Source organism: Promicromonospora sukumoe (assembly GCF_014137995.1).
Taxonomy (GTDB): Bacteria; Actinomycetota; Actinomycetes; order Actinomycetales; family Cellulomonadaceae; genus Promicromonospora; species Promicromonospora sukumoe.
Map to the genome: position 1 here is coordinate 3,227,283 of NZ_JACGWV010000001.1, position 12,896 is coordinate 3,240,178.

The window sequence follows — 12,896 nt, forward strand, 5'->3', positions numbered from 1 at the left end:
ATCGTCCGCTCCCCTACTTCGACGCCGCGCGCGGGCCCCGGGGATGACGGCGCCCTACGACGACGAGTCCCCGCCCACCGCGGCCTCCGCGACGGCGCCGCCGATCGACGCGACCGCGGCCACCAGGATCGCCTGGTTGACCGCCGCCGCACCCCAGGTGCCCTCCCGCAGCTCACGGGCCCGCTCGGTCACCGCACGCGACCGAGGGATCGCCGGGTGGAGCTCCCGGAGCGTCCCGCCGGCGGAGAGCACCGCCGTCAGGGCGGCGGTGCGCGGGTCGGGCGGCACGCCGTCCTCCAGGACGGCGCGCACCCGCTCCAGCAGCGCCGCCTCGTACGGGAGGTCCTGCGCGGGCGTCCTGGTCACCGGGATGAGGCCGAGCACCTTGGAACGTTCCCGGCGCAGCAGTCCTCGGTCGACGAGCCGGTCGCGCACCTGCGGCTCCAGGTCGAGCCCGAGGTCGAGGAGCACCGTGTGCACGTGCTTGGGACGCTTCGCCACCTGCGCCGCCGCCGCATCCAGCAGCGAGTCGCCGAGCGGCTCGCCCGCGACGGCGTGCACCCGCTTGCCGTCGAGCTCGACCCGGCCCAGCAGCGCGAGCTCGATGAGCACGGCACCGCCCAGCGTGTAGTGCACGTTGGCCTCGCCCCGGACGGTCCCCGTCCGGTCGTCGAGCAGGAGCAGCAGCAGGTCCTCGACGATCAGCGGCTCGGGGCGCAGCTGCTGGTGCTTCGGTCGGCGCATCGGTCTCTCCTCGGCGGTGCGGGCGGCAGGGTGGCGTCGTGCCCGCACCATGAGAGCCCCTGCCCCTGGGGCAGGGTCAACCGGCCGGCTCGACCGGCAGAGCCAGTCGCCCCAGGTCAGCGCACCTGCTGCTCGACGGGCCGCTGCGCGCGACGTCGTCGGACCCGGCCCACCAGGAACCAGACGACGGCGACGAGGACCGCCCCGATGACGATGTACTGCAGCACGGAGGCGTACGGGTCGACGGCGTGCCAGTTGGCCCCGAGCACGTATCCGGCGACGACGAAGATGCTGTTCCAGATCAGGCTGCCGGCGGCCGTCAGGAGCGTGAAGACCAGCAGGCCCATGCGCTCGGTGCCCGCGGGGATGGAGATGAAGCTCCGGAAGATCGGCAGCATCCGGCCGAAGAAGACGGCCTTGGTGCCGTGCCGGGCGAACCAGGCGGTCGTCCGGTCGACGTCCTCGACGTCGACCAGGGGCATCCGGGCGGCGATGGCGCGCATGCGGTCGTGCCCCAGCCACGCGCCGAGGCCGTAGAGCACCCAGGCACCGGCGACGGAGCCGATGGTGGTCCAGATGATCGCCCCGGCGAGGGACAGGTCTCCGAGCCGCGCCGCGAACCCCGCCATGGGGAGCACGACCTCGCTGGGGATCGGCGGGAAGATGTTCTCGATGAAGATCGCCAGGCCGGCGCCGGGACCACCGAGCGTCTCCATGAGGTCCACGGTCCACCGGGCGATGCCGTCGAGCTCGGGGGCGGGATCGGTTGCGCTCATGCGTCGTGGCTTCTTTCGTCGGGTCGAGCGGATCGAGGGGTGCGCCGGCCGGCGAGGAACGGGCCAGCGGCTCGACCGTAGTGAGACGAACCTGAAGCGGACCTGAAGACGCCGACTTGACGGGCCCCCGCCCCGGGTGGTCGGAGGTCTTCCTGAAGGGCTCTTCAGGTTCGTTCAGCACGCGTTCATGGAGCTTCGGTGACCATGACGGCCTGGCCGTCGTCGACGTCGGCGCACCACGACGGTCTGAGAGAGGGTTGTCCCATGCGTGTACTCGTGGTGGATGACGAGATCCGGTTCGCCGACGGCCTCCGGCGTGGTCTGGAGGCGGAGGGCTTCTCCGTGGACCTCGCCCACAACGGCACGGACGGTCTGTGGCGCGCCCGCGAGGTGAGCTACGACGCGATCGTCCTGGACCTGATGATGCCGGGCATGAACGGCTACACCGTCTGCCAGACCCTGCGCGACGAGGGCAACTGGACGCCGATCCTCATGCTCACGGCCAAGGACGGCGCCTGGGACCAGGTCGAGGGACTGGACCTCGGCGCCGACGACTACGTGGTCAAGCCCACCGAGCACGTGGTGCTGCTGGCCCGGCTGCGCGCGCTGATCCGCCGGGGGCGCCCGGAACGCCCGACGACGCTCGTGGTCGGCGACCTGCGCGTCGACCTCGCCACGCGTGAGGTGCACCGTGGTGCCGCGCCGGTCAAGCTGACCGCCCGGGAGTTCGCCGTCCTGGTCTTCCTGGCCCGGGATGCCGGCACCGTGCGGAGCAAGAGCGAGATCCTCGCCGCGGTCTGGGAGGACCAGTTCGAGGGCGACTCGAACATCGTCGAGGTCTACATCGGGCACCTGCGCGCCAAGCTGGACAAGCCGTTCGTGCTCGACACGATCCAGACGGTGCGCGGCGCCGGCTACCGGCTGATGCCCCATGCTGCGTGACCAGGAGCCGGGTGACCGCGGGCTGCGTGACCTGATGCCCGGCGGCCGGCGGTTCTCGCTGCGCGTCCGGATCACCGCCTCAACCGTCGCGATCGTGCTGGCGGTGCTCGCGGTCGGCGGGTTCGCCGTCGTCGCGCTGCTGGAGCGGTCGCTGGTCGGGTCGGAGGCGCAGACCGCCGAGGACCAGGCCCAGCAGTTCGCGCTGGACAGCGCGACGGCCGGGGAGCTGGCGAAGTTCGACGCCGACGAGGTGATCATCCAGCTCCAGCTCGACGGCGTGGTGGTCGGCGTGGCCGACGACGACCTCAAGGACACCCTCCCGCTGCCCGTCTCCGAGCGCGAGCGGATCGTGCGCGTGCTCGACGAGCGGTACCTGGTCCAGTCCGCCCCGGTCATCCTGGACAGCCGCGTGCACCACGTGGTGGTCGGCCGCTCCCTCGACACCGCCGACGAGGCGGTGCGCGCCGCGACCGTGCTGATGGCCGTCGCGGTGCCCGCGGTCAGCGCCTTCGTCGCGCTGATGACCTGGACCGTCGTCGGACGCTCGCTGCAGCCCGTCGAGCGCATCCGGCGCGACGTCGAGTCCGCGGGCGACGACCTGACCCGCCGCATCGCGCCGCCCGGCGGCACCGACGAGGTGTCCCTCCTGACCTCCACGATGAACAAGATGCTCGACAAGCTGGAGGCCGCGCAGCGCGCCCAGCGGCGGTTCGTCTCGGACGCCTCGCACGAGCTGCGGTCGCCGGTCGCCGCGATCCGCCAGCACACCCAGGTAGCGCTCCGGCACCCCGACACGACCGACCTGGCGACCCTGGCGGGCACCGTCGACGTCGAGGCCGCCCGCCTGCACGAGCTCGTCGACGACCTGCTGCTCCTGGCCCGGCTCGACGAGGGCATGACCCGGAACCGGCGCGAGATCGACCTGGACGACGTGGTCCTGGCCGAGGCCGCGCGACTGCGCACGCTCGGGATCGTCGTCGACACCACCCGGGTGGGCCCGGCCCGGGTGCTCGGCGACGAGGTGCTCCTGGTGCGCGCCGTCCGCAACGCCGCGGAGAACGCGCGGCGCCACGCCGGCACGCGCGTCGACCTCACGCTCACCACGGACGCGGGCCAGGTCGTGCTGTACGTCGACGACGACGGCGACGGCGTCCCGGAGCAGGACCGCCAGCGGATCTTCCACCGGTTCGAGCGCCGCGACGACGCCCGCAGCCGCGACAGCGGTGGGTCCGGGCTCGGGCTCGCGATCGTGGCCGAGGCGGCCCAGCACACCGGCGGGACCGCGGCCCTGTCGGCCGCGCCCACGGGCGGGGCCCGGCTGGAGCTCCGGCTGCCCGAGCACCGCGACCGCTGAGGCGTTGCTGAACGTCTCTTCAGGTTCGTTCAGCCCCGGTTCATGCCGCGGACCCAAGGATGTCGGCGTGCATACCTGCGGGCGACCCCCTCTGCGGACCTCTCGACCGGACGACGGGCGGCGGGCGCGGTGAGCGACTTCTGGACGGCGGTCCGGCCGGTCGGCGAGATCGTCCCCGGGGTTCCGCGGCACGCGCGCTCGGGTGAGCGCCAGCCGCGCCACGTGCGCAGCTGGCGCAAGGCGTTCGTGGTCCGCACCGTCACGATGAGCGTGATCGGCACGCTGGCGTTCGGCTCTGCGGCCGCCGCGACGGCGTACCACAACGCGATCTCGCAGATCGACGTCCAGGACCTCGACGGCCTGGTCGCCGAGGTGGTCAAGCCGAAGGACCCGTCCGACCCGTTCAAGGACGAGCCGGTCAACCTGCTGCTCATGGGCACCGACATCCGCGACGGCTCCAACGCGGACATCGGCGGCGTCGTCGACGGCATGCGCTCCGACACGACGATGCTGGTGCACATCTCGGCCGACCGGCAGTGGATCGAGGTCGTCTCCATCCCCCGCGACTCGATGCTCGCCATCCCGGCGTGCGAGCTGCCGGACGGCTCGCGGAGCGCGCCGTACACGGGCAGGTTCAACTCCGCGTTCTCGACGGGCAGCGGCGGCGCTGCCGCTGACATGCGGTACGCGGCGGCCTGCACGATCAACACGGTCAACTCGCTGACGGGCGTGACGGTGTCCAACCACGCGGTGGTCAAGATGAACGGCGTGATCGACGTCGTCGACGCGCTCGGCGGCGTCAAGATGTGCCTGCCCGAGGCGCTGCACGGCGACCCGCGGTCCGCGCGGATCGACCTGGAGGCCGGGGAGAACCGGCTCGACGGCAAGACGGCGATCCAGTTCCTGCGGGTACGGAAGGGCACGGGACTGGGTCTGGAGATGGGGAGCGACCTGGCGCGGATCGAGCGGCAGCAGATGTTCATCAACGCGACCCTGCGGCAGATGCTCTCCGCGGAGACGCTGGCCGACCCCACCAAGACGTACCGGCTGATCAACGCGGCGCTGGGCTCGCTGAGCGCCGACCCGGCGATCGCCAACCCGGGGAACGTGGCCGGGCTGGCGTGGTCCCTGCGGCAGATGGAGAAGCGCAACATCGTCATGACGGCGGTCCCGGTCTACGACAACGCCGACGGCGCGACCGTGTCCTGGTCGCCGGAGACCTCGGAGATCTTCGACCGGCTGGCGGCCGACGAGCCGCCGGAGGACGTCGTGCTGGAGACCCCGGAGCCGTCAGGCTCGCCGAGCGCGAGCGGCGGGGCCGGGTCGGGCGGTGGGGACGGGGCGGACGACGGCGGCGCGACCGACCAGGCGGGCGGTTCCGCCGCGGAGGAGGAGCCGGACGACGCGACGGGCAGCACGACGGACGACGCGACCGACGAGGGGCGGCCCGACGAGCCGAAGCCCAGCCCGAGCCCCGAGGTGCTCCCGGACGGCATCTGCGCCTGACGGCGCGGCGGGCCGGCGTCGCGGGCCCGCCGGCGCAGCGGGGCTAGCGCCCGACCGCCCGCTCCACGCGGTCGAAGCCGGCGGTCTCCCGGGGGTCGCCGACGGTGCCCGAGGGGTCGGTGTCCAGCGGCACGACCTCGCCGTCGCTCCGCAGCCCCCAGGCCACCAGCGCCGCGCGCACCTCGGTGTCCCCGTCCTTGTAGACGGCCACCCAGCCGTCGGCGGGGATGAGCTGGACGATCTGCTCCTGCGCGGTGAACTCCATCGTCTCGGTCATGCCGAGCACGCTATCCGACCAGGCACCCAGGACCCCGGCACGCCACGCTCGCGCTAGTGACCGTCCAGCCGGCTGACCACCGTGTCGAGCGTCGGCCAGGGGGCGCCCGCGCGCAGCACGCGCAGGAGCTCATCCCCGAAGGCCCTTCCCCGCGGGAACTGGTCGCCGACGTCCCAGCGCCAGGCGGCGACCATCGCGAGGACGAGCTGCCGGCAGTCGTCCAGCAGCTCCTGGTCGGCGCCCTGGTAGTGCTCGCGGACGGCCTCGGGGACGTGCGCGAGGTCGAACTCGACGGGTCCGCGGCAGCACGTCTCGAGGTCGATGAACAACGGTCCGTCCGCGGTGCTGAGCACGTTGCCCGGGTGGGGCTCACCGTGGAGCAGCTGCTCCAGGGGGCCGCAGTCGTCGATCGCCCGTCGCAGGTCTGCCAGCCGCCCGGCGAGGAATGCCCGGTCCGCGTCCGCGAGCGCCGGCGAGAGGTCGGCGTCGGCGACGATCCGCTGCGCCTCCGTGATGCGGTCGGTGAACAGGGGGCTCGGCAGGTCGACGGTGCGCATGCCTTCGTGCAGCCGCTTCAGTGCCTGGGCGACGTCGGCCGGTGCGGCCGGGGGCGTCACCTGCTCGTAGTAGGTCCACAGCGTCACGGCGAATCCGTCGCGGACGTGCACCCGCGGTTCGGTCCGGAGCTCAGGCAAGCCCACGGGGCATCCGGCCGCGACGAGCCGTTGCGCGAGGTCGACCTCGAACTGCGCGACCTCCTGTCCCAGCGGGGCGACCCGGGCGAGGACGTCGGACGGCGTGAGCCGCAGCGCCAGCTTGTTCGAGTTGTGCAGCACGACGGCATTGTCGGCGGGAAGGCCGAGGGATGCGGCGACCGTGGTCGCGGCCGTGATCGCGCGCGCGACGTCGGTCATCTCCACGCACGCATCCTGGCACGGCCGGGCAAGGCGATTTCGATCGCTCAGGATCGCCCTCGCTTCACCCCCGCCCACGCTGCGTCACCCCAGGTCGGCTGCAACCATGGTCCGGTTCTGCACGCCGTGGTGAGGGGAGACGCAGGTGACCGGGTACGCCGTCGTGGACGTGGAGACCACCGGGTTGTTCCCCGGCGGGCACGACCGGATCGCGGAGATCGCGATCGTCCAGGTCGACCCGGACGGCCAGGTCGAGGACACCTGGGCCACGCTCGTCAATCCGGGCCGGGACCTCGGCCCGCAGCGGATCCACGGGATCAGCGCCGCCGACGCCCGCCACGCGCCGACGTTCGGCGATGTCGCCGGCCTCGTGGCCGAGCTGCTGCGAGGACGCACGTTCGTGGCGCACAACGCGCAGTTCGACCGCCGGTTCGTCTGGCACGCGTTCGCCGGCACCGGGTACGACGTCCCGCTCATCGCGCCGACCACCCTGTGCACGATGCGCACCGGCGCGCAGCTGTTCCCCACCGCCCCGCGCTCCCTGGCCGGAGCCTGCTTCCACCACGGCGTCACGCTCGACTCCGCGCACGAGGCCCTGTCCGACGCCCGCGCCGCGGCCGGCCTCCTGCGGATCTACCTGGCCGGCGGCGCCCGCCACGTCGTTCCCGGCTGGGACGACGTCGTCGAGCTCGCCGCGACCACGCCCTGGCCGCTCATCCCTGCCACCGGGGCGGCGCCCGTCCGGCGGGGCGTCTCGTCCGAGCGCGACACGCACTTCCTCGCCCGGCTCGCCGCGGCCCGCACCCTGCCCATCACCACGTGGGAGAAGGAGGAGTACCTGGAGCTGGTCGACCGGGCGCTGCTCGACAGGCACATCTCGGCCCGCGAGCACGACCAGCTCGCCGAGCTCTGCGTGCAGCTCGAGATCGGTCGCGCGGAGGCCGGCGCGCTGCACCGCGAGTACCTCGCGGGGCTCGCGGCCGTGGCCTGGGCCGACGGCGTCCTCGACCCCGCCGAGGTGGCCGACTTCCTGGCCGTGGCCGGCATGCTCGAGGTTCCCGCCGCGGACGCGCAGCGCATCCTCGAACGGCCCGTTCCCACGAGCCCTGACATCACGAGCAGCACCGCCACCGGGACCGGTACGAGCAGCGCGACGAGCCGGTTCACGCTCGCTCCCGGCGACCTGGTCGTGTTCACCGGCGCGATGGACGAGCCCAGGGACGTGTGGGAACGCCGGGCGGGCGCGGCCGGGCTCGTCCCGCACCCCGCGGTCACCAAGAGGGTGCGCCTGGTCGTCGCGGCCGACCCGGACTCGATGTCCGGCAAGGCCCGCAAGGCGGCGTCCTACGGCATCCCCGTGGTCGGCGAAGTCGGGTTCGCACGAATCCTGGACCGTCTCGCGCTTTCCACGACGGCGGGCGTGCGGACCGGCGGATAGCCGCGCCGAACGGTCCGGGTCGACCCGTTACGGCTTCCCGTCGTCGCCGGGCACCTCGTCGGCGGGAGTCTCGTCGTCGGGCACGGTGCTGCCCCGCATCATCGCGAACACCGGGAAGAACGCCACACCGAGCGCGATGCCGATCGCGAGGTTGTCCAGCGCGATGCCGAGTGCCACCCCGATGCCCAGGCCGACGGCGACGCCGGCGCCCCAGTTCCGGCTGCCGGTCGAGGCCCACGTCGAGGTCGAGGTGGTGTCGTCCCCGCTCTGGTCGTCCGGTCCGGTGTGTGCCATGTCCCCAACGTAGGCAGGAACAGGTGCGCGAGTCCTCCCCCTGGAGTCTGATCTTGCGCCGGACGAGGCATGCTGTACCCATGCCGAAGACCCTCCCCACCGGACCCACCGTGATCACCGACGACAGCGAGGTGCGCTTCGTCGCCGGGGCCGACCAGTTCGCACTCAAGCTCAAGGACGGGCACCTGCACGTGCGCGCGATCGACACCGACGGCGGTGAGGCGCAGGTCGTCGTCATCCCGACGTCGCGCAACACGCTCAACCTGGAGATCAAGCGCTCGGGCGCCCACGGGCCGGTGCCCGTGGAGGGGCCGACGCTGCGCTGAGCGCGGCCTCGGCCTCGAGCTCGTTTCCGCACGAAGGCCCTCGCACCTGTGGCGAGGGCCTTCGTCGTTCCCCGCACCGCTGCCCGCACGCACGCCCGGCACGCCCGCCGTCGTCGGCCGAGCGTGCCTACGATGAAACGGCACACGTGCAATGTTTCGGAGGAGGCTGAGTCCGATGAGGGTATTGGTGGCCTACGCGAGCAAGTACGGAGCGACCGAGGGCATCGCGCAGCGCATCGGAGAGACCCTGCGCGGTCGCGAGCTGGAGGTCGACGTCGCGAAGTGCGGCGATGTGGCTGAGGTGTCCGGCTACGACGCCTATGTCGTCGGGTCGGCTGCGTACGAGTTCAACTGGCGCAAGGAGGCCAGGAAGCTCGTGGAGCACAACACCGACCAGCTCGCCGCGCACCCGGTATGGCTGTTCAGCAGCGGACCGCTCGGCACCGAGAAGGTCGACAAGGAGGGCAAGGACGTCCTGCAGGGGGCAGAGCCCAAGCAGTTCAAGCAGTACGCGGACCTCCTGCACCCGCGCGGGACGCAGGTGTTCCGCGGCGCGTACGACCACGACAAGGTCCACGGGGCCGACCGGATCATCGCGTGGATGCCGGGGATCCGGGACGCCATGCCCCAGGGCGACTTCCGCGAGTGGGACGTCATCGACACGTGGGCGATGTCGATCGCCGACGCGCTGGGGGCACCGGCCGGCGGCCGCTGACAGCTGGTACGCAGGTCCGCTACCGGACAGGTCGGGTGCGGGTCATCGGGTGCCTCCCGACCAGAAGTCCGCGGGGATCTCCTCGGTGGCGTCGGCCGGCAGCATCCAGCCCGTCCCGAGGAGCCGAGCCCGCTCCTCGAACGTGATCGCGATGTCGTCGGGGTCGTCCGGCGCCGGAACCCGGCCGCCGGGAGAGACGACGGAGTCGACCCGCCAGTCCCTGCCGTCCCAGCGCAGGGTGGCGGCGTGGTGCGTCCAGCGGATGTCGACGTCGGAGGTGTCCTGCGCCCCGCCGACGCCGCTGAGGCACGGCGCCCAGGTCGAGACGACCACCTCGAAGGGCAGCTGCGCGGGCTCGTCCGGGCCGGACGAGGCGACGCCGTAGCTCCCCGTCGAGACGACCTTGTAGGCGCCGAACTCGTAGGCGCACCCGGCGAGAGCGTTCGCCCCCAGCCGTTCCTGGGCGTCCGCCGCCGCCTCGTCGGTCAGGCCGCTGGCGGCACGTCCCTGGTCGGTGAAAATCCGTTCGGCGATCTCCGCCCGTTCCTGCGGCGTCCGGAACAGCGCCGCACCGGCCGCGTTGCCGTAGGTCATCAGGGCCGAGACCGCGCCGTCGACGCTCTGCGGGAAGCCGGCGGGGACGCCCGCGACGTCCTCGGTCGCCCCGGCGTCCTCCGCGGCCTCACCCACGGGCAGGGTCGTCGGGGCGTCGGTGGGGGCGAACACCGGATCGAGGTCGTCCCCGCCTCGGAGGCCCAGCACGCCCACGACCGCGGCGATCAGCACGACCCCGGCGAGGCCGCCCACGAGCCCGTTCCCCAGGCGCCGGTCGCGCCGCGCCTGGGGATCGTGCTCGGGTGACGGGACCCGGTCCGCGGATGCGGACGGCAGGCGCGCCGCGTCCTCTTCGTGCGCGACCAGCATCGAGCTCCCCCTCGTCGAGACCTGGTGGACCGTAGGTTCGTGAGCAGGGCTCAGCGACGGCGGGGACAGCATAATCCCTGATCAGAGGCTTGCTGTGCCCGCACGCCGGTACCGGGACCACACGATGAGCGCGGCGCCCCCGAGCACCAGCAGGACCGCGACGAGCACCACGACGCCGGTACCGGCCGAGCCGGTCGCGGCGAGCTGACCGTCGGGTCTGTCGGCGTGGTCGCCGCCGTCGCCCGTGCCGGGCGGCGGCGCCGGGGTGGGTGGGCCGGGCGGCGGGGTCGTCGTCGGGCCGGGTGTGGGACCGGGGTCGCTGACGACGACGGTGTCCCCGCCCAGGTAGCCGGTGCCGCCGTCGCCGTACCGCACGGTCTCCAGCGTCGACTGGCGCGTCGTGACGGGCATCTCGGGGTGCTCCGTGCGGAACTTGGTGCGGTCGATGTTCTCCTTGGGCTGCCGGTCGAACGTCACCCCGCCGGTGTAGAACTCGTACTCGAGCACCACGCCGTCCTGCTCGTACTCCCGCGTGAAGTGGAAGTCGCCCTCGTAGTACGACCGGCGGTAGTCGGCGAAGATCGCGTCGCGGTCCCACTCGGTGCGCGACGGCCACGCGGCCGCGTCGTCGGACCCGATGATCGAGGCGTAGGCGCCGGGGCGCTCCGCGTTGCGCTCCTTGACCCACTCGGCCGCGACGCGGGACGTGTAGACGGTCCGCAGCTCGGCGTACCGCTCGTCCTCGTTCACGATGCGCTCCACCTCGGGCGCGATCAGCTCCTGGATCTGGCGGTCGTTGTGGTCCTGGACCCACTGCGGCTGGTCGCACTCCTCGCCGGGGAGGGTGTCCCACGGCTCCGCGCTGACGTTCAGCGGGGCGTCGATGATGTAGAACCGGCCGTCCTCCTCGCGGACCTGCGCCGGGTGCGGCTCGATCCACATGCGGTAGCCGCTCCAGCACGGCGCCCCGTTCACGTGGGCGAGCGAGTCCCAGAAGCGGTCGCCGACCGGGTTGCCCGGCGCCATCAGCCGCGCGAAGTCGTGCTTCATCTCCAGGTCGGCCTCCAGCAGGACCCGCCCCGCGTCGGTCTCCGCGAACTTGTCGTCGACGATCACGTCCGGCTGGTCGGGGTGCAGGTTCACCCAGAACCGGTTCGGGTGCAGGGCGAGCCACGTGAAGAACGAGTCGGACGCCAGGTCGAGCCGGCCCTGGCCGCCGAAGGACGGGTTGGCCTCGTCGTCGTTGAGGCCCGCCTTGAACGAGTACTCCATGCCCTCGCCCTCGACGGGCTCGGTGATGTACCGCAGCTCCAGCGAGGTCCAGTCGATGCCGCCCGGGCTGCGGACGGCGTTGCCCGCGCTCGGCGCCCTGCGGAACGCGTCGGCGATGCGCCGGGCGTCCTCCGGGGTCCGGCCGGACTGGCGCGCCAGGTCCGAGACGGGGCTCTGCGGGAACATGTGCAGGTTCGCCCCGGGAATCCGCGTCGTCCGGAACGCCGTGGGCACCGCCGTCGACCTGGTCGGCACGTACACCCTGCGCTCGACCGGGGCGTACGTGTGGTGCCCGATGCCCCGGCTCGCGAGCCGGTCGATGTCGGCGGCCGTGATGCTCCGCCCGACGACGGTCGCCCGCGCGCCGGTCTTCTGCGCGAGCTTCTGGTCGAACCGCTCCTGCCAGGCGTTCTGCACCTTGCCGGCCTTCGCGTCCATCACGTGCCGGAGCTCGCCGCCCGCGGTCCGGCGGGCGAAGTCGACCACCCGGTCGCTCTTCACGAACTTGTCGGCGAGCCGCTTGGCCTGGGCGTCGGTCTTGCCCTCGGCCTTGTGCCGCGCGACCTCCTCCGCGTGGATCTCCCGGCGGATCTCGTTGAAGAGGGCCCGGTGGTTCTCCTTGATCGAGTACTGGCAGAACCACTCGGTGCCGCCGAGCTCCATGAACTCCGCGACGTCCTGCTCGTAGGCCGGGCCGCGGCGGCCGTTCCCCTCGCCGTTGATGTAGCGGTACGCCAGGTAGTCGTCGAACGTGCCGGGGTCGGTGCCCTTCTTCTGGTGCGCGGCCACGTGCTTCGCCCAGTACTGGTAGGCGTGCTCCGGCGTCGCGTTGGCATACTTTTTCGTCAGGCTGATGGCGGCGAGCTCGGCGGGCGTGGGCGCCTTCAGGCCGGACAGCGACAGCCGGGGCCAGTTGAGGTCGTACGTCCGCGCGACGTCGCCCTTGCTGCGGAACTCGTAGACGCCGCCGGGGCGCTCCCCGGGGAGGGTGCCGGGCTTCGGCGTACCCTTGATGTTGTACGTCTTGCCGCAGGTCGTGGGCACCTTCGGGGCCGCGAGCGGGTCGACGTCGGCCGGGTCGTCCTCGGCGGCTGGGCGGTTCGCGCCGGGCTCGGCGTCGGGCTCGGTCGACGGCTCGGTCTCCGGCTCCTCAGCGGGCTCCGAGCCTGCCTCGCCCGGGTCGGGCGAGCCGCTGACCGACGGCTCGGGGACCGGGGAGCTGCCCGCCGGGCTCGGTTCCAGGCTCGGTTCCGGGCTGGCTCCCGGGCCCGGCGTCGCGTCCGAGACCTCGGCCTGGACGGCACCGGCGGCCGACGCCGAGACCAGGCCCGGCGACAGCACCAGCAGCGCCGCCAGGATGCCGACGAACCACCGGTGCGGCCGGCGGGCGGATGGGTCTGTGCTCCACACGATC

The 12,896-nt window shown here is 72.7% G+C and carries 13 protein-coding genes; 6 read left to right on the forward strand and 7 right to left on the reverse strand.

The window, feature by feature from the left end; genetic code table 11:
• Window positions 1-54: 54 nt before the first annotated feature.
• Together FHX71_RS14310 and FHX71_RS14315 are read right to left on the reverse strand one after the other, a co-directional pair.
• Entirely contained in the window at window positions 55-744 is a 690-nt protein-coding gene (locus tag FHX71_RS14310) for a GOLPH3/VPS74 family protein (RefSeq protein WP_182617363.1), read from the reverse strand.
• Between the two features lie 116 nt (window positions 745-860).
• The gene (locus FHX71_RS14315) at window positions 861-1,520 is read right to left on the reverse strand and encodes a DedA family protein (protein WP_182617365.1); all 660 of its coding nucleotides are present in this window, start codon (window positions 1,518-1,520) and stop codon (window positions 861-863) included.
• 264 nt (window positions 1,521-1,784) lie between these two features.
• Between FHX71_RS14315 and FHX71_RS14320 the strand changes: the two genes are divergently transcribed.
• The 3 genes from FHX71_RS14320 to FHX71_RS14330 all read left to right on the forward strand — a co-directional run bounded on the left by FHX71_RS14320 (window position 1,785) and on the right by FHX71_RS14330 (window position 5,322).
• Entirely contained in the window at window positions 1,785-2,462 is a 678-nt protein-coding gene (locus FHX71_RS14320; RefSeq protein ID WP_182617367.1) for a response regulator transcription factor, read from the forward strand.
• Window positions 2,452-3,816, forward strand: a complete 1,365-nt coding sequence (locus tag FHX71_RS14325; protein ID WP_182617369.1) for a sensor histidine kinase — start codon at window positions 2,452-2,454, stop codon at window positions 3,814-3,816. The genes FHX71_RS14320 and FHX71_RS14325 overlap by 11 nt, the downstream gene beginning before the upstream one ends.
• 129 nt (window positions 3,817-3,945) lie before the next feature.
• The gene (locus tag FHX71_RS14330) at window positions 3,946-5,322 is read left to right on the forward strand and encodes an LCP family protein (protein WP_312877047.1); all 1,377 of its coding nucleotides are present in this window, start codon (window positions 3,946-3,948) and stop codon (window positions 5,320-5,322) included.
• 43 nt (window positions 5,323-5,365) lie between these two features.
• Here FHX71_RS14330 and FHX71_RS14335 read toward each other — a convergent pair whose 3' ends face one another.
• Both FHX71_RS14335 and FHX71_RS14340 read right to left on the reverse strand, forming a co-directional pair.
• The gene (locus FHX71_RS14335; protein ID WP_182617371.1) at window positions 5,366-5,599 is read right to left on the reverse strand and encodes a hypothetical protein; all 234 of its coding nucleotides are present in this window, start codon (window positions 5,597-5,599) and stop codon (window positions 5,366-5,368) included.
• 53 nt (window positions 5,600-5,652) lie between these two features.
• A complete protein-coding gene (locus FHX71_RS14340; RefSeq protein ID WP_182618719.1) occupies window positions 5,653-6,513 on the reverse strand; it encodes a phosphotransferase in 861 nt (286 codons plus the stop codon).
• Between the two features lie 145 nt (window positions 6,514-6,658).
• Here FHX71_RS14340 and FHX71_RS14345 point away from each other — a divergent pair, with 145 nt between their 5' ends.
• The gene (locus FHX71_RS14345; RefSeq protein ID WP_182617373.1) at window positions 6,659-7,951 is read left to right on the forward strand and encodes an exonuclease domain-containing protein; all 1,293 of its coding nucleotides are present in this window, start codon (window positions 6,659-6,661) and stop codon (window positions 7,949-7,951) included.
• Window positions 7,952-7,978: 27 nt separating this feature from the next.
• Here FHX71_RS14345 and FHX71_RS14350 read toward each other — a convergent pair whose 3' ends face one another.
• On the reverse strand, window positions 7,979-8,245 hold the full coding sequence (locus FHX71_RS14350; RefSeq protein ID WP_182618782.1) for a glycine zipper domain-containing protein: 267 nt from the start codon (window positions 8,243-8,245) through the stop codon (window positions 7,979-7,981).
• Between the two features lie 80 nt (window positions 8,246-8,325).
• Between FHX71_RS14350 and FHX71_RS14355 the strand changes: the two genes are divergently transcribed.
• Together FHX71_RS14355 and FHX71_RS14360 are read left to right on the forward strand one after the other, a co-directional pair.
• Window positions 8,326-8,571, forward strand: a complete 246-nt coding sequence (locus FHX71_RS14355) for a hypothetical protein (RefSeq protein WP_182617375.1) — start codon at window positions 8,326-8,328, stop codon at window positions 8,569-8,571.
• Window positions 8,572-8,746: 175 nt separating this feature from the next.
• Window positions 8,747-9,286 carry a flavodoxin domain-containing protein gene (locus FHX71_RS14360; protein ID WP_182617377.1) on the forward strand — a complete coding sequence of 180 codons (540 nt, stop codon included), beginning with the start codon at window positions 8,747-8,749 and terminating at the stop codon, window positions 9,284-9,286.
• A 42-nt stretch (window positions 9,287-9,328) separates the two neighbouring features.
• Here the strand turns inward: FHX71_RS14360 and FHX71_RS14365 are convergent, their stop codons facing one another.
• Window positions 9,329-10,210 carry a hypothetical protein gene (locus tag FHX71_RS14365; RefSeq protein WP_182617380.1) on the reverse strand — a complete coding sequence of 294 codons (882 nt, stop codon included), beginning with the start codon at window positions 10,208-10,210 and terminating at the stop codon, window positions 9,329-9,331.
• Between the two features lie 81 nt (window positions 10,211-10,291).
• Window positions 10,292-12,892 (reverse strand): hypothetical protein, encoded by a 2,601-nt coding sequence (locus FHX71_RS14370; protein ID WP_182617381.1) that lies wholly within the window; start codon window positions 12,890-12,892, stop codon window positions 10,292-10,294.
• Window positions 12,893-12,896: the final 4 nt, after the last annotated feature.